This is a genomic window from Rosenbergiella gaditana, from assembly GCF_018494065.1.
Classification (GTDB): Bacteria; Pseudomonadota; Gammaproteobacteria; order Enterobacterales; family Enterobacteriaceae; genus Rosenbergiella; species Rosenbergiella gaditana.
In genome coordinates this window covers 1-16,848 of the sequence record NZ_JABBFR010000015.1, presented here as the reverse complement: position 1 = coordinate 16,848, position 16,848 = coordinate 1, and the positions used below count along the sequence as shown (strand labels likewise).

The following is a 16,848-nucleotide window of genomic DNA, read 5'->3' as shown; positions in this document are numbered from 1 at the left end:
AATGAAATTTTTTTTGCAATTTCTAGGCCAAACCTAAATAGACTCTTTTATTAAAGACTAATCAATTGAATTATAGATAATAATTATGAAACAAAAATACCAGTTATTTTTTTATTACGTTAAAAATTACAGAATTGCTCTATGGCTATGCACCATTAATTGACCTTGCACCAAAGAACGGCAATTTAGGATGACAGTGCTGCTTCCTGGTTGTTCCTAGAAAACCGCTTATGCCGCTACAGTGATTCCCTTCGTTGCGCAGACATTTGCGGTCGGATACAACGCAATGCCCCCCTCAACTCAGTTGCAATCCCTTCAGCGTTATCAGCCAAAGACTCTCTCTACGACGCCATCGCCGCTGCCTGCATTGACCTTTGCTGCGCCACTTTTAGACAATCGAGAATAACGTAACCATTCCGCATACATTACCATTAGCCGCGCAACGTCGAGTTTCTATGACGCTTGACCAGACTCTATCGGCCAGTAGCGCTAGGTTAACGTCAAGATGATGGTTTCACTCAACAATACTAGCGTTCCTTTCACTGACAAGTTGGCTTACCAGAGCCTTGATGATAGTTTCCGTATTGGAAATATAAGGGGAATTTATCCAGTACTTAACCTAAAAGCATCAGTAAAAAGTGCATAAAAAAACCCGGCTTTCTCCGGGTTCTATCACTCATAAAAGGATTACTTCTTCAGATTTTCTTCGTTACGTAACCGTTCAACTTCAGCATGTTGCTGACGAACTGTATCTTTGATCTCTTCATCATGGTTGGTGTTAACTTTCTTCACCACAACTTCTTCAACAACGTGTGCAGTTTTATTAACGACTGGCTTCTCTGATAATTCGTCAACCACTACACTTTTCTCGCTCCAATCAATGTCTTTACCCGTCACTGGACGGTTTACCGAGTTGCGGACGACTTCAGCATGTTGCTCACGAAGATTAACCTTCTGAGAAACATCTTCAGTGGTAACGTAACGGCGAATACGGGTGGTCCCCTCTTTCACTAAACGCTTACCGACTTCTAACTCTTCTTTTGCCAGTTGTAGGATTTCGTCTTTCGTTTCATTACCGGTCAGATGTGGACGGGTATCACGTGGCGTCGGTGCAACCGGTGCAGCAGCGGTTTCTGTACCGCGCGCTTTCGCTGGTACGTCTACCAATTGGTGACGATTCAGAATCGCTAGCGCTTTAGCATGCTCATCTTCGCCATGCGCAACGACTGTTAAGACTGCACCATTTTTATGGAGGGCTTCGCTATAAAGCTCCGCATGTTCTTCTTCAACATCGTTTCCAAACAGGCGCTTCCAAATACTCGTATCTTTGAAAACGGTGCTGTCGCTATCGAGGTCGCGGCCATGGATCACACTGATATCGCTTTCTTTAAAGTCAGCTTTAATGAGATTACGTTCAGCCGCTTGTGCATGTTCAACAGTATCAAATAATGTGACAATTTTTTCGCTAGACATATTTTTACCTCATTTATCGGTGGATATTCTTTTTTGTGAAACGGTCTGATACTTCAGCGTTTCTTCGGATTTAAATTCGCTTACACTCTCATGACTCTCTATTCTAATCTCCTCCTTAAGATATATTTTTTTCACTATTTCTATATGTTCTTCAAAGATTGGAATGATTTTCACCCCATTCTCTTCACGTACCTGAGGAATATCAGAAATATATTGACCAATAGGGACATGTTTTATTTCTGCCTGACGACTAATTAATTGTTCATTAATCGGGGCTTTTTTTACTTCCGTTTTTCTTTCAACCTGAAATTGACTTTTAACATACTGTTTCTTTTCAATTTCTATTCTTTCTTCCGCCAGAGGAATAATGAATTCCTCTGGCTGTTCATTGGGAGTGCTCTTTATATCTGGGTGCTTATCAGAATTCATCACACTTATTCCCCGATAGCTTATTGAGCCGCTTTAACTTGAATCGCCACACGACGGTTTTGATCACGACCTTGTGCGGTGTCATTATTTGCAACAGCGTGGTCTGCACCTTGACCATCAATAGTGATTTTAGAACTGTCAACGCCGTGTTGGGTTAACCAGTCTTTAATAGCGTTGGCGCGTTGACCCGAAAGCGGTTGGTTAATCGCTTCATTACCGGTGCTATCTGTAAAACCACGCACGATGATGCTGTGATCAGGGTGTTGACTAATTAAGGAAGCCACTTGGTTCAGAGACTGTTCGTCAGTGACCGAGGGTGCTGCATTACCGGTAGCAAAGCTCACTTGGTCCAAATCGATCCATTGGCTGTCGTCGTTACCTTCACCTGCATAATATTGCTGCAGAGCAGTTAGCGTATTGTCGCTATCGGCAGCCGGTGCTGCAGGTGACGTTGACTCATTAGTTACCGCGGGTTGTTGTGCGGGTTGAGACATTGCCGACGAAGAGGATGAAGGTGCCGGAGCAGCATCATTATTATTTCGTTGGGTACTAAACCAAATAGCGAGGATAATAATGATAATGGCTAAAAGTAACCACCAAATCCCTTTGCCTTTCTTCTGTTTAATAATTTGCTGATCGATAACTGGGTCCACAAATTTCTTGTCAGTTCTTTTGTCCATAAATCACCTCAATTAATTCAACGCATCATTTAATAAAGTTAAAAACAAAAGTTTCGTATTCCGTAAACTTACCATTAATCCTAGAACAAGTTGGAATTAGATCAAGCAACAAAAATTTAAAATTTCCCCTTTAAATGTCATAACCTCATGAAATTAATAATAGGTACAGGTAAAAGATATTTTATAAAAAAGTTAAGTTAAGAATTATCTGTATCGGAAATTTTTAGAATAATTAATTAAAAAGACAATGAAATGAGTCAGTTAATCTTCATTAGTGCTGCGCAGGAAGAACTGGTATAGTCTGCGCCTTTTAGCGTTCTCATTGAGGAGTACAGATGACCCATTCGAATAAGACCTCATTACCATCGAGTGCTTGGGGATCAATGATAATCTGTGGCACCGTAGCGGGTGCAGGCATGTTCACGCTCCCGGTGGTAATGGCTGGGGCTTGGTATAGTTGGTCAGTCATCATGCTGGGCGTCAGTTGGTTTTGTATGTTGTTATCTGGATTACTGTTTATGAAAGTGAGTCTCAACTTTCCACTCGGTGCCGGGTACGACACACTCACTCAGGCTCTTACGCCTAAGTGGTGGCGGAGACTTAATGGCCTGAGTATTACCTTTGTACTGGGTATCCTCACTTACGCCTATATCTCAGCCAGTGGCCCCGTATACCAGCAATCATTAAATACTCTTGGTCTCCCGCTCAATAGCGCAGAAGCTAAAGGGTTGCTGACCGCAGTGGTCGCACTGGTCGTTTGGCTTGGTACCAAAGGAGTCAGTCGGCTAATTACCCTCTGCTTAGTCGCTAAGCTATTGCTCTTTTTTATATTATTTGGGGGATTAATCCGTCATGTTGAACTATCTCAACTGCTTACCCCACAAGATAGTGCCGAACATCCTTCTTCTTATTTCCCTTATTTATTCGCGGTAGTACCCTTTTGTCTTGCCTCTTTCGGCTTTCACGGCAATATCACCGGCTTAATTAGCTACTACCAAGGTAATGAGCGTAAAGTGAGGCGAGCATTAATCTGGGGGACGCTTTTTGCACTGGTGATTTATCTTTTCTGGCTGACCTGCACCATGGGCAATATACCGCGACAAGATTTTCCTGAGATTAGCCGTCAAGGCGGCGACATTCATGCGCTGATCCAAGCGATGCACGATCGAGTTTCCCAAAAATCATTAGGGCTGTTGCTGGATATTTTTTCGCACTTTGCGGTGATCTGTTCATTCTTAGGTGTAACAGTCGGTCTGTTTGATTTTGTCGCCGATAAACTCGGGTGTGAAAACAGTAAACAGGGGCGTGCAAAAACCGCCCTTATCACCTTCTGTCCACCGTTAATCGCTTCAATTATTTTTCCTCAAGGCTTTCTGATGGCCATTGGTTATGCCGGATTACTCGCGACGTTCTGGGCGCTGTTTACGCCTGCACTCCTTGCTTGGAACGCCCATGATCGCTTCGCACAGGGCAAGCCCCGTCGCATCAGCCATAAGGTCGCGATATTGCTGGTGGTACTCTTCGGCATGGTAAATATTATTGCGTGGATAGGCAGCCAGCTGCATCTTATCCCTGAATTTTAGGGATACGTGCTACCTGATCAACAGAGTTATAGACCCGCACTATACTTAATCAAAATGTGCATTGAGGGTCTATCATGTCTGAACGGTCAGTGGCTTCACTCATTATTGAACAGCTTGAAAAAGCCGGTGTACAACACTGCTATGGCGTGGTGGGTGATACGCTAAACTACATCACCGATGAAATGAGCCGCAGTAGGATAAAATGGCTGCATGTTCGCCATGAAGAGGTTGCAGGCTTTGCGGCCGGAGCTGAAGCCCTTATGGCTGATAGACTGACGGCCTGCGCTGGCTCCTGTGGCCCAGGTGGCTTACACTTTATCAACGGTCTATTTGAAAGCCACCGTAATCGTGCGCCTGTTATCCTTATCGCTAGCCAGATCAGTAGTGAGCTACTCGGTAATGATTTTCCTCAAGAGGTCGACTTTCTCTCCGTCTACCAGAGTTGCTCCGTTTTCTGTGAACAAATCCTTACCGCCGACCAAGCCCCAGCCGTTATCCGACGAGCCTGCCAAGCTGCACTTAATAAGCGGGGAGTCGCCGTGGTAGTGGTCCCTGTGGATATCAGTAAAGCGAAAACCCAGGCCGTGACACAGACGATCTGGCAGCCACAACCACAATTGACCCCTAATCCTGACGAACTGCGAACTGTCGCCGCATTACTTAATAAAGGGAAACGTGTTGCCTTCTATGCAGGAGCAGGCTGTGAGGGAGTCCATGATGGCTTAGTCGCGTTAGCCGATAAGCTAAAGGCCCCTATCGTTAACACCTCACGCGGTAAAGATTTTATCGAATACGACAATCCTTATTCCGTAGGGATGACCGGCATTTTTGGGTGCGAAGCAGGATTTGAGGCCATTAAACAGTGTGACGTCTTATTATTGCTAGGGGCTGATTTTGCCTGGTCACAGTTCTATCCCGATAAAGCGACTATTATCCAAATTGACCAACAGGCTAGCCATCTTGGTCGCCGACACCCTATTACTTTTGGCGCAGTGGGTCGGGTTACGGATACCCTTACAGCACTGCTTCCGCTAATTGATTCGCACGATGACGATCACTTTTTTCAGCAAATAGCCAAAATACGTGATAAATCAGTCAATCGCCGTCGTAAGGAAGAACAACGCGCCACCGGTCACCCCATTCATCCGCAATATTTAGTGAGTCTGCTCAACCAACACGCGGCAAAAGATGCACTGTTTACCGCCGATGGCGGGTCAGCAATGGTTTGGCTTTTACGTCACATTGATAGCTTAGGCACCCGACGGACTCTTGCCAGTCTGCTGCATGGCACCATGGCAAATGCCATGCCGCAAGCTATCGGTCTACAAGTCGCCTTTCCTGAGCGACAAGTTATCGCCTTATGCGGTGACGGCGGATTAAGTATGCTACTCGGCGACCTGTTCACGCTGGTACAAGAAGCGTTACCGGTTAAACTGGTGGTAATTAATAATGGCTCACTAAACTTTGTCGAGTTGGAACAAAAGGTCGAAGGATTACTTGATCACTACACCAAGTTGAAAAATGATAACTTTGCTAAAGTCGCCGGCGCCATAGGCCTTTATAGCCAAAAAGTCGTCGAAGCCGAAACCTTGGAAGAGGCAATTGAGCGTTTTCTGGCTCACCCTGGCCCCGCGCTCTTAGACGTTCATACTCATCCTAATGAGCTGGTGATGCCGCCTGAAATCTCGTTAACTCAAGTCGCCGACACTGCTCTGTACGCAACAAAAGCGCTATTTCACGGTCGGTTGGCCGATGTGGCCAGCTTCGTTGGCAGTGAGATAAGTCAGAAGCTCGGTAAATAGCTGTTCGATTAATTGTTCACTCCCCTAAGCGACGCTTTGGGGAGAGTAGTCTATGCTTATAGCTTTGCTTTATTCAGGGTCTTAATTACGTAAGGAAAGCCTATGCTGAAAATTAAACGAAAAAAAGTAAAACCTATGGGTATCAATGATGTCACCATCATTGATGATAGTCGGCTAAAAAAAGCGATCACCGCTGCCGCCCTAGGGAATGCCATGGAGTGGTTTGACTTTGGTGTCTACGGGTATGTCGCCACTGTTCTTGGTAAAGTTTTCTTCCCTCATGCCTCACCAGGTATCCAAATTATCGCAGCCCTTGCTACCTTCTCTGTTCCCTTTATCATTCGTCCGATAGGCGGGATGTTCTTCGGCAGATTAGGCGATAAATATGGTCGACAACAAATTCTGGCTATGACCATTATTTTGATGACTCTCAGTACCTTCTGTATCGGTCTGATTCCCTCTTATAATACGATCGGGATCTGGGCGCCAATCTTGTTACTGATCGCCAAAATGGTGCAAGGGTTCTCAGTCGGCGGTGAATATACCGGCGCCTCGATTTTTGTCGCTGAATACTCCCCTGACCGTAAACGTGGGTTTATGGGAAGCTGGCTCGATTTCGGTTCCCTGGTCGGCTTTATTTGTGGGGCCGGTGTCGTCGTCTTATTGAATGCGATTTTAGGTCAAGAGACTTTCAACGATTGGGGATGGCGTATCCCATTCTTCCTCGCACTGCCATTAGGGTTTATTGGCCTATACCTACGCCATGCCTTAGAAGAGACGCCAGCGTTCCAAAAACATATTGAATCGTTGGAAGCAGGATCTAAGCAGGGCTTAAGCGAAGGTCCTTCCGTTCCTTTCAAAGAGGTTGCGCGTAAACATTGGCGTAATCTAATCTCTTGTATCGGTATCGTCATCACCACTAACGTGGCGTATTACATGCTATTGACCTATGTCCCTAGCTACCTGAGCCACGACTTACACTATTCCGAAAATCGCGGTGTGTTGATCATCGTCGTTATCATGGTCGCCATGCTATTTGTGCAACCGATCATGGGACTCCTCAGTGATAAATTTGGACGTCGTCCCTTTATTATTATCGGTAGCTTGGCGATGGTACTGTTCTCTATTCCATCGTTTATGCTGATCACGCAACACAGTTTAGTTGCCCTATTTTTCGGCCTACTGATTCAAGCCATCATTCTTAACTGTTTAATTGGTGTAATGGCCTCAACCTTACCCGCTATGTTCCCTACCGAAGTACGCTACAGTGCACTCGCCAGTACCTATAATATCTCGATTCTGATAGCCGGGATTACACCAACGCTGACTGCATGGTTAGTAGAAACCACCGGGAATCTTTATATGCCGGGTTGGTACCTCGTCGTTGTCGGCATTATCGGTGTCGTCACCGGAATCACCATGCGTGAAACCGCCAATAAGCCGCTGTATGGTGGAACCCCTGCTGCCTCATCACTGGAAGAAGCAAAGGAGCTGCTGCAAGAACATCATGATGGTATCGAACAGCGTATTGAAGATATTGATCAACAGTTAGAAGAGTTGAAAAACAAACGCCGTAATTTAGTCGATCAACATCCAAAAATTGATCATTAATCTCTGCAAACGGCTACCCACTCAGTAGCCGTTTTTAATTATGATTAGCGAATTTAAGGTATCTAGATATAGCGTATTGACGACATTTATCTCACCCACTGCAGGCACTATTCATTCAATACGGCTCCTCCTGACTAAAGAGTTACCCGTGTAAACGGTAGACATTAACCCCCCTACCACAGCATAAATGCTATAACCGATTCACTTTACGTTTGTGCCATTTTTACCTACATCTCTCGCTTCTTTTCGTCATTTGTGTTATGTTATAACAAAACATAAATAAGGATTTACCATGGCATTCACCACCCTATCAAAATGGCTAGCTTTAACCGTACTCTGCTGCGTTCAATGGACAGTCTGGGCACATGGCAGTCACGGCCATTCGATGAGCGCGGAAGAGCAAAAGATTTCGCAAGGGGAGTTTAGCGACCAACAAGTCGCGGCCCGCCCCCTTTCTGATTGGGACGGCGTATGGCAGTCAGTTTACCCTCTATTGCAAAAAGGGGCTTTAGCACCGGTATTTGAAGCGAAAGCGGCCGCACAACAGAAGTCTGCAGCCGAGATCACCCGCTATTACCAAACCGGCTATCAGACGGATATCGACAGTATCGAAATAGAAAATGGCGTGGTCGAGTTTTTTAAAGGCGAGAACAAAACCACCTGTCACTACCAAAATGCTGGCTATAAAATTCTGACTTATCCCTCAGGAAAACGTGGGGTAAGGTATCTGTTTGAATGCCATGATCCTGCGTCGAAAGCCCCGCGATACTTGCAGTTTAGTGATCATCGTATTGCGCCACATCACTCTGATCACTTCCACATTTTCCTCGGTAATGATTCACAAGAAGCGCTATTTAGCGAACTCAATCATTGGCCGACCTACTTCCCGTATCAAATGATGGAAAAAGAGATTATTGACGATATGATCCATCATTAATCTTCTAGCCACTTAGCTTGAATGATCTGGCGTTGCTGAGCAGTAACGCCATATTCTTGTTCAAGCCACTGTTCAGTTGAAGGATAACGCTGCTTTATCGCGATAAAGGCGGCGGTCAACCACGCCTCATCGACAGAGAGTAACTGTTGGAAATTAACCCGTGCGGTGTCGCTGATACTGGCTGGCCACTGGGCTAAAGCTCGCTGGCCAATACTTTCTAATTTCCCGTTGGTCGCCAAATAATCCTCAATAATGACAGACTCTTCACACCCCAATAGCAATAGCGTGATCGCACAGCCTATGCCCGTACGATCTTTACCTACCGCACAATGCTGGATGACAGTATTCGTCTCTACATGGCTTAGGGTGTCGATCAGTTGTTGCCAAGCAGGGTTATTAAAGGGTAACTGCTGATAGAGCTGAGTCATAAAGCGATCAACGTCTAACCCTTCGATGGCGTGCGGTGAGAACTCCACCACTTTGGCATCCACCGCTAGATCAGGCGGATTAGCAGGAATATTAAGGTATTCTCCTCCAGCAAACTGCCGATCAGGTTTGGCCTGCGCTTCATACCTATCACGATAATCCAGAATGGTAACGCCAGAGAGTTGCACTAATTGCTGACAATCTGGCTCATTGAGCCGATCCAGTGCGCTGCAACGGAAAAGGCAATTTGCGCGAATTTTCCTTCCATTTTTCGCAGTTAGTCCACCTAGTTGGCGAAAATTAGCAATACTTTCCAATGTAATGTGTTGAGACATAATGGCGTTTTTCTCCTCTAGGCCGCAGCCTATTCAACGCAATAATGACGAGCAGAGTGCGACATCATACCGCCATTTTACTTACTAAAAGATGCTCAGCATCAGGGTTCATGAGTCGTACTGGGACTTGGCGATAATTCACATTACTTCACTGATACTGAGTCTCTTACGCTTAATCTCGACTTGAAAAGTCGATGACTTAGTGAATTTAACCCCAAAATTTTTTGCTATCTTATTCAAATTTATTCAATTTCATCACGAAACTATTCCGCTATATGATTGGTTTTTCAACAGGAGATGCTGTGATGACACTACTCACCAAATTTAATCATGCCGTGGATCACCCAAACGCTGGGCGCTTACTTATCAGACTATTATTGGGCGGTTTGATGTTATTTCACGGATTTTTCAAGCTAACTCACGGTGTATCGTGGATTGCCCCGATACTCTCAGCTCACCACCTTCCTAGTTTACTCGCTTACGGCGCTTATATCGGAGAGATCGTCGCCCCACTCTGTATTATTGTCGGACTCTTCACTCGTATAGCCGCAGTCGCCTATACCGTCAATATGGTGTTTGCTGTCGTACTGATTGCCGGTGCAAACTTCTGGGACACCACGGATGTAGGAGCATGGGCATTAGAAACCGAAGCCCTTTATTTAGTCGGCGGCCTGGTCGTGATGCTATTAGGCGCGGGAAAATACAGTATTTCTAAAGAATAATCCGTTAGGGGGATGCGCCACGGTCCCATCCCCTCATTTCTAGACACACTTCTCACTCTTGCTTGACATCATTAGGCGCCTATAATTAAGCCAATCCCCTAGCCTATTGGAGTTAACTATGTCGACCAAGCGTCATGTTCCTGGTATTCATCCCTACAATGGACCAGCAGGTGGCTGGGGGGCATTAAAAGCCACGGCTATTGCCGTGAAAACGCAGATGGATACCTTAGTTGCGCCCAAAGCACTCCTTAACACCAACCAGCCCGATGGCTTCGACTGTCCGGGATGTGCTTGGCCAGATAAGAACCACTACTCCACCTTTCAGTTTTGTGAGAACGGTGCCAAGGCGGTAACCTGGGAAGCAACATCTCGACGGGTGACAGCAGAATTTCTGAGTAAGACCCCGGTCAGCACCCTACTGACACGCAGTGATTATGAACTGGAAGGCTATGGCCGCTTAACCCAACCGCTACGCTATAACGCTAGCACCGATACCCTGCAGCCAGTGAGTTGGGAAGAGGCATTTAGCCTTATCGGTAACACCTTACAGGGTATTTTGCCCGAACAGGTTGAGTTTTATACTTCCGGGCGAACCTCCAACGAGGCTGCTTATCTTTATCAGCTGATGATCCGCGAATATGGCTGTAATAATTTCCCTGACTGTTCGAATATGTGTCACGAAGCCACCAGCGTTGGATTACCGCACTCCATCGGTATAGGTAAGGGAACGGTCTCCTTAGAAGACTTCGACAAAACTGAGCTGATCATCTCTATCGGCCATAATCCAGGGACTAACCATCCGCGGATGATGGGAACACTGCATGAAGCCGCGCGCCGTAATGTCCCGATCATCGTGTTCAATCCGATGAAAGAACGGGCCTTGGAGCGCTTCGCTGATCCGCAAAATCCGTTGGAGATGGCGACTTATCAGTCAACGGATATCGCTTCTTCCTACTATCAAGTCAAAGCTGGAGGCGATGCCGCAGCACTAAAAGGTATAGCCAAAGCGTTGCTAGAGGCAGAGGTCATTAATAAAGATGTGCTGGATCATTCGTTTATTGAAGAACACACCCTCGGCTTTAGCGAATTTGCTGACGATCTACGCGCCACCTCTTGGCAAGCCATTGAACAAGCCAGTGGCTTGAGCGTCGCACAGCTGACCCGAGTGGCAGAACATTACGCGAATTCGCAAGCCACCATCATCACCTATGGTATGGGCATTACTCAGCATGAACACGGTACGGAAAATGTGCAATTAATTGCTAGCCTCCTGTTGATGCGTGGAAACTTTGGTAAGGATGGCGCGGGGATCTGCCCATTACGCGGTCATTCAAATGTTCAAGGGAACCGAACCGTTGGGATCTCTGAGAAACCGACCGAGCGTTTTTTACAGGATCTGGACCACTTCTTTGGCATACGCTCACCACGTGAACATGGTCACGATGCGGCTGCCGCGATGGAGGCCATTATTCGTGGCGAGTCAAAAGCGTTAATCTGTTTAGGCGGAAACTTTGCCGTCGCACTGCCCGATCCGAAACACTGCTTTCCTGCATTAAAAGAGTTAGAACTGAGTGTCCATATTGCGACCAAACTGAATCGGAGCCACTTGCTGGTTGCGAAAGAGACACTGATCCTTCCTTGTTTAGGTCGCACCGAAATTGATCGACAAGCAACCGGACTACAATCGATTACCGTGGAAGACAGTATGTCGATGGTTCATGCTTCGGCGGGTAAACTGAAACCCGCCTCGCCAGCGTTACTTTCAGAAATCGCCATCGTTGCCGGCATCGCACAGGCGACGTTACCTCACTCTCGCATCAATTACGCCTACTACGTTGAAGACTATGCCCGCATCCGCGATGCCATTGAAGCAACGATTCCTGGCTTTACGCACTATAACCAACGTATTGAGCAACCCGGTGGATTTCGCATGCCATTGCCTCCTACCCAACGACAATGGCCAACGCCGTCAGGTCGGGCGCACTTTATGGTCTACCCTGGACTTAATGAAGATCACGCCTTGAGTGAGCAGCAGGCCTTGCGCCTGATCACATTACGCAGCCATGACCAATACAACACTACTCTGTATGGCTTAGATGATCGTTATCGCGGCGTCTTTGGTCGACGGGATGTGCTCTTTATGAACCCAGAAGATATGAGTGAACAAGGCCTAGAACATGGCGATGTCGTGGATATTGTTACCGCCTTACCCAATTGCCAAGCGAAAATGAAGAATATTACCGTAATTGAATATGCCATCGCCAAAGGCTCGGTGGGGGCTTACTACCCCGAGGCCAATATTCTTATTCCCTTAAGTTATCGCGATCAACAGAGCGGTACTCCGGCTTATAAAGCCTTACCGGTCAAGCTGTTGGTTGTCGAAAACAACATAGCTTAACTTACTGGCTAGGTGCTCTCCACCTAGCCACCTGTCATCAGTACTTCCCCGAGTTAATGAGGAAAATTTATCAGAATTGTTTAAAAATGTTTTTTTGTGATCTAAATCTTTTTTTTGAGTATTTTTACAAAAAATTACGTTACTCTTTTGTTACGCATAGCGTTCCATTGAATGACTAAATCTAAGAATAAATACGATGAAAGACGAAAAACAAATTTTTGAGCAAGGTCTAAGCAAAGAGGGCGCGGCCCGTCGTCGCCTCTTTGGTCAATCCGGTGGAGTAGTCGCCAGTTTCGCCATCGATAGTGTACTCACAGGGCAAGCCATTGCGGCAACTTCCGAGAAAGCCGCTGTTTTATCCCCGGATCCACAAACTCTAAACTAATTTCTTAAGGTTTCTCGCCTGTTAACCGGCCATCACACGCTTGATACCACCTTAGGTCAGCGTCTCTGGGATGCGCTACATCAGCACTCTGCGCAGTTTTCGGATCAATACGCAGCCTTAAGCCAGTGGATCGACGAGCATAAACCCGCCGATGTGGAAACGCTCGACCAGCAACTGCAAGGGCAACCGCTGCATGATGTGATGATGACTATCATTCGCGGCTGGTATCTTGGCGTCGTGGACAATAGCCACCACGCACAGGTGCTCTCTTACCAAAATGCGCTGATGTACCAGGTGCCTCGTGACGGTATGGTCATTCCGACTTACGCGCATAATGGTCCTGATTACTGGACGGCTGAGCCCCCACCGGTTGATCGTTTATTAATATTTTAATTTTTTGATTGGCTAAGTCGCATTCAAAAAAATGTTACCGATAACTAATTCCACCTTTTGGAGTTACCGTGAGAAATTTTTTTCCACTCGCCTACGTGCGAGTCAATTAGCCCTGAAAATTTCGGCAATCTGTCTTGGTTTAAGCGGCTTCGCTGGCGTCACTTATGCCGCTGAACAGGTTCCTGTACAAGCGCCTTCACCTGAGCAGACGCAACAAGATTTAATTGCTAAAGGGCAATATTTAGCCATTGCCGCAGACTGCGCAGCATGCCATACCGACCCGACCACTCAGCATCCCTTTGCTGGCGGCTATGCCATACACTCGCCGATGGGGGGGATTTACTCGACCAATATCACGCCGTCGACACAATTTGGCATCGGTTCCTACACGGAAAGACAATTTGAGCAAGCGGTACGTCATGGTATTCGTGGTGACGGCGCCCATCTTTATCCGGCCATGCCTTATGCCTCTTACGCCGGGTTAACGAATGATGATATCCATGCGCTCTACACCTACTTTATGCACAGTGTTGCGCCGGTCAATACCGAGAATAAAACCACTGCACTCAGTTTTCCGTTTAATCTCCGCCAGATGATGTTTGGTTGGAACTTACTGTTCCTGAAATCCGGTACTTACCAAAACGATGACTCACAAAGTGCCGAATGGAACCGAGGAAAATACCTCGTCGATAATCTTGAGCACTGTGGTGAGTGCCACTCACCTCGAAACCTAATGATGGCCCAGAAACAAGGGACTGATGCACTGAGTGGCGCCGCATTAGGCAGCTGGTATGCACCAAACCTCACTGCAGATAAATTGAGTGGTTTAGGTAGCTGGTCACGAGATCAATTAAAGCAGTACCTACAAACTGGCGATGTCCTGGGTAAAGCACAAGCGGCTGGTCCTATGGCAGAGGCGGTCACCAACAGTCTCCAACATCTGCATGATGCCGATATTGACGCGATAGTGACTTACCTACAAAGCCTACCGGCCCATTCGCAACCGCATCAAGCCAAAGCGACGGGTGATTTTGGACAAGCTTCCAATGTCGACAGTGAAGTACGAGGCACCGCCGACTTGGGTATTGGTTTACCCCAAGATATGAGCGGTAAAGCGCTGTACGACAGTGCTTGTGCAAGCTGTCACCAGCCTGATGGGCAAGGTACCGCTGACCATTTCTATCCGTCGCTTTCGCATAACACCGCAACGGGGGGGGAATACGCCAAACAACTTGGTCTCCGCCATTCTCTTTGGTGTACAGCGTGAAGTGAAAGGTAAAGAAGTCTTAATGCCGAGCTTTGGCCCTAATTCACAAGTGCAGGCCCTGAGTGATCAGCAAATTGCCAGCCTAAGTAATTATATTTTCCAACAATATGGTAATCCCGATCTGCAGGTAACCCCTGAACAGGTTACAGCGTTGCGTCAAGGAGGGGCACAACCTCTACTCGCACGCGTCGCAGGGCCAGCCACCCTCGGTGGGCGGTGTTGGTGGTCTTGATTATTATATTACTGGTTATTCGCCGTTCGCGTAAAAAGTCCCGTGGATAAGCCATTCGAATTCGTAGTGAGAGGGTGTTATGTCAGAACAATATAGTGCAGATGTCGTGGTTGTTGGAGCAGGGATCTGTGGCGGTACAGTGGCCAAAGAGTTAGCCGAAGCCGGCCTATCCGTAGTAGTCCTCGAAGCAGGTCCGCGTTGGGAACGCGGAGAGGTCGTGGAAAACTGGCGCAATATGCCACCGGTAAACAAGTCAGAATCTGACTATGCGACGCCTTACCCCGCCCAGCCTTGGGCGGTACATCCACAGATGAATCCTTACAACGAGTATCCTGAAGTCTCAGGCCCTGATGCCAGTGCCTTTCGCCAAGGGATGATTAAAGGGATCGGGGGAACAACCTGGCACTGGGCAGCGTCCTGCTGGCGCTTCCTTCCCGCCGATTTACAACTGCATAGCACTTACGGGGTAGGACGCGATTGGGCGGTCACCTATGACGAGCTAGAGGATTATTACTACCGTGCCGAAGTGCTGATTGGCGTTAACGGGCCGAACGATACCTCATTAAAGTATGTTGCGCCGCGTAAAAAGCCGTTCCCGATGGAGCCAATGCCCTATGGCCCTGCCGACCGTCGCTTTACCGAAGTGGTTGCCCAAGCGGGATATATTAACACCCCTGTTCCTCAGGGACGTAACAGCCGCCCTTATGATGGCCGTCCGCAATGCTGGGGTAACAATAACTGTATGCCAATCTGCCCAATTGGTGCGATGTATAATGGTATTCACAGTGTGGTGAAGGCAGAGAATGCAGGAGCGAAATTTATCGCCAATGCGGTGGTTTATCGCATTGATACCGATAAAGATAACAATATTACCGCGATGCATTATTACGACCCAGACAAAGTCTCGCATACGGTAACGGCGAAAACGTTCGTTCTGGCAGGTAATGGTATTGAAACGCCGAAGCTTCTCCTGCTGGCAGCGAACGATCGTACCCCTAATGGTATCGCCAACAGCTCCGGTCAGGTTGGCCGTAATATGATGGATCACCCTGGGATCTTAATGAGTTTCCAATCCGCAGAACCGATCTGGACCGGCGGCGGATCCGTACAAATGAGCTCGATCACCAACTTTCGTGACGGCGATTTCCGACGTGATCACTCGGCGATCCAAATCGGGATGAATAACACCTCACAAAACCATAAAGCCGGCGTAAAAGCACTGCAAATGGGGCTGGTCGGTAAGAAGCTAGATGAAGAGATTCGTCGTCGCGCCGCCTGTGGGATGGATATTTACGTTAACCATGATGTATTGGCCCACCCAGATAACCGCCTTACCCTCAGTACACAGCGTAAAGATAAATTAGGGATCCCTTTTCCACATGTTACCTATGATGTCGGTGATTATGTTCGCCGTTCCGCGGTGCATTCTCGTCAACACCTGATGAACATTGCGAAATTATTCGGTGCAACGGAAATAGAGATGACCCCATGGTTTAACCCTAATAACCATATTATGGGTGGAACCATTATGGGCCATGATCCGAAAGACTCCGTTGTCGACAAGTGGATGCGAACCCACGACCACAAAAATCTCTATATTGCTTCCGGTGGGGCGATGGCGGCGGCAGGAACCGTTAACTCAACACTGAGTATGGTCGCCCTGTCATTGCGTGCTTGCGACAGCATTAAGAAAGAGATGCTCCACGCCTAAGCGTCAATACCGCCCCTTATGGGGCGGTCATACACCTTATCCTGCCAGTTCGGTAATCGGTATTGTATGAGGGAAAAACATTAACAACAGACATACTGAAATAAACCCAGGCCGCCACAGAGCATTACAACCGCGTATCAGTAGGCAAACACGGCCTTACCTTATCTGGTAAAGGTGAATGCCTCAGAGAAGCGCTTGTACATGCCACAGTAAGCTTTGTGACGTTCATGCAAGACACTGGAAAGGCGAAGTTAGACCAGCCTCAACGTGCCCGATCCGCTATGCCATTCCACACTGCATTAAGTTGGATGAGGGGTCTGAAGCCCAACCGTACGAGATCGTACGCTAAGTGTATTTTTTGAGCAGAAAAGGCGAGTAAAGAAAACATAGGTTTTATTTATTCTTATCATTGATGCCAGTATCCATGCAGTTTCAGGCACTTCCGGCGTTAATAAACCCGGAAA

12 protein-coding genes and 2 pseudogenes are annotated in these 16,848 nt (G+C 47.2%); 10 read left to right on the top strand and 4 right to left on the bottom strand.

The genetic code is table 11. From position 1 onward, the window contains the following. Positions 1–687: 687 nt before the first annotated feature. The 3 genes from HH682_RS11300 to HH682_RS11290 are packed head-to-tail and all read right to left on the bottom strand — an operon-like array spanning position 688 to position 2,582. Entirely contained in the window at positions 688–1,473 is a 786-nt protein-coding gene (locus HH682_RS11300; protein ID WP_214237652.1) for a YsnF/AvaK domain-containing protein, read from the bottom strand. Positions 1,474–1,482: 9 nt separating this feature from the next. Next, a complete protein-coding gene (locus HH682_RS11295) occupies positions 1,483–1,902 on the bottom strand; it encodes a DUF2382 domain-containing protein (RefSeq protein WP_250318678.1) in 420 nt (139 codons plus the stop codon). 20 nt (positions 1,903–1,922) lie between these two features. After that, positions 1,923–2,582: an OmpA family protein gene (locus HH682_RS11290; protein WP_214237650.1), complete on the bottom strand. Its 660-nt coding sequence runs from the start codon at positions 2,580–2,582 to the stop codon at positions 1,923–1,925. Positions 2,583–2,917: 335 nt separating this feature from the next. On the opposite strand from HH682_RS11290, the gene HH682_RS11285 reads away from it, so the two are divergent. The 4 genes from HH682_RS11285 (at position 2,918) to HH682_RS11270 (ending at position 8,515) form a co-directional block, all read left to right on the top strand. Next, positions 2,918–4,165 (top strand): aromatic amino acid transporter, encoded by a 1,248-nt coding sequence (locus tag HH682_RS11285; protein ID WP_214237649.1) that lies wholly within the window; start codon positions 2,918–2,920, stop codon positions 4,163–4,165. A gap of 74 nt (positions 4,166–4,239) precedes the next feature. Next, on the top strand, positions 4,240–5,967 hold the full coding sequence (locus HH682_RS11280; protein ID WP_214237648.1) for a thiamine pyrophosphate-dependent enzyme: 1,728 nt from the start codon (positions 4,240–4,242) through the stop codon (positions 5,965–5,967). A 105-nt stretch (positions 5,968–6,072) separates the two neighbouring features. Next, positions 6,073–7,578 (top strand): glycine betaine/L-proline transporter ProP, encoded by a 1,506-nt coding sequence (proP, locus tag HH682_RS11275; protein WP_214237698.1) that lies wholly within the window; start codon positions 6,073–6,075, stop codon positions 7,576–7,578. A 292-nt stretch (positions 7,579–7,870) separates the two neighbouring features. Continuing rightward, positions 7,871–8,515, top strand: coding sequence for a ZinT family metal-binding protein (locus HH682_RS11270; protein WP_214237647.1), 645 nt, complete (start codon positions 7,871–7,873; stop codon positions 8,513–8,515). Here the strand turns inward: HH682_RS11270 and HH682_RS11265 are convergent. Continuing rightward, the gene (locus HH682_RS11265; RefSeq protein WP_214237646.1) at positions 8,512–9,276 is read right to left on the bottom strand and encodes a tyrosine-protein phosphatase; all 765 of its coding nucleotides are present in this window, start codon (positions 9,274–9,276) and stop codon (positions 8,512–8,514) included. The two genes, HH682_RS11270 and HH682_RS11265, sit on opposite strands and share 4 nt — an antisense overlap. Positions 9,277–9,581: 305 nt before the next feature. Here HH682_RS11265 and HH682_RS11260 point away from each other — a divergent pair, with 305 nt between their 5' ends. The 6 genes and pseudogenes from HH682_RS11260 (at position 9,582) to HH682_RS11240 (ending at position 16,384) form a co-directional block, all read left to right on the top strand. After that, positions 9,582–9,998, top strand: coding sequence for a DoxX family protein (locus HH682_RS11260; protein ID WP_214237697.1), 417 nt, complete (start codon positions 9,582–9,584; stop codon positions 9,996–9,998). 118 nt (positions 9,999–10,116) lie between these two features. After that, positions 10,117–12,396, top strand: coding sequence for an FdhF/YdeP family oxidoreductase (locus HH682_RS11255; RefSeq protein WP_214237645.1), 2,280 nt, complete (start codon positions 10,117–10,119; stop codon positions 12,394–12,396). 196 nt (positions 12,397–12,592) lie between these two features. Then, entirely contained in the window at positions 12,593–12,781 is a 189-nt protein-coding gene (locus tag HH682_RS15855) for a hypothetical protein (RefSeq protein ID WP_250318674.1), read from the top strand. A 12-nt stretch (positions 12,782–12,793) separates the two neighbouring features. Then, a pseudogene (locus HH682_RS15850) lies at positions 12,794–13,174 on the top strand (sugar dehydrogenase complex small subunit); the annotation flags it as partial. A gap of 112 nt (positions 13,175–13,286) precedes the next feature. Further along, positions 13,287–14,723 (top strand): annotated as a pseudogene (locus tag HH682_RS11245) (c-type cytochrome). A 29-nt stretch (positions 14,724–14,752) separates the two neighbouring features. Beyond that, positions 14,753–16,384, top strand: a complete 1,632-nt coding sequence (locus tag HH682_RS11240) for a GMC family oxidoreductase (RefSeq protein WP_214237644.1) — start codon at positions 14,753–14,755, stop codon at positions 16,382–16,384. Positions 16,385–16,848: the final 464 nt, after the last annotated feature.

Excerpts from the sequence above, each read along its gene's own strand:
- HH682_RS11300 (WP_214237652.1), bottom strand. The coding sequence starts at position 1,473 with ATGTCTAGCGAAAAAATTGTCACATTATTTGATACTGTTGAACATGCA.
- HH682_RS11295 (WP_250318678.1), bottom strand. The coding sequence starts at position 1,902 with ATGAATTCTGATAAGCACCCAGATATAAAGAGCACTCCCAATGAACAG.
- HH682_RS11290 (WP_214237650.1), bottom strand. The coding sequence starts at position 2,582 with ATGGACAAAAGAACTGACAAGAAATTTGTGGACCCAGTTATCGATCAG.
- HH682_RS11285 (WP_214237649.1), top strand. The coding sequence starts at position 2,918 with ATGACCCATTCGAATAAGACCTCATTACCATCGAGTGCTTGGGGATCA.
- HH682_RS11280 (WP_214237648.1), top strand. The coding sequence starts at position 4,240 with ATGTCTGAACGGTCAGTGGCTTCACTCATTATTGAACAGCTTGAAAAA.
- HH682_RS11270 (WP_214237647.1), top strand. The coding sequence starts at position 7,871 with ATGGCATTCACCACCCTATCAAAATGGCTAGCTTTAACCGTACTCTGC.
- HH682_RS11265 (WP_214237646.1), bottom strand. The coding sequence starts at position 9,276 with ATGTCTCAACACATTACATTGGAAAGTATTGCTAATTTTCGCCAACTA.
- HH682_RS11260 (WP_214237697.1), top strand. The coding sequence starts at position 9,582 with ATGACACTACTCACCAAATTTAATCATGCCGTGGATCACCCAAACGCT.
- HH682_RS11255 (WP_214237645.1), top strand. The coding sequence starts at position 10,117 with ATGTCGACCAAGCGTCATGTTCCTGGTATTCATCCCTACAATGGACCA.
- HH682_RS15855 (WP_250318674.1), top strand. The coding sequence starts at position 12,593 with ATGAAAGACGAAAAACAAATTTTTGAGCAAGGTCTAAGCAAAGAGGGC.
- HH682_RS11240 (WP_214237644.1), top strand. The coding sequence starts at position 14,753 with ATGTCAGAACAATATAGTGCAGATGTCGTGGTTGTTGGAGCAGGGATC.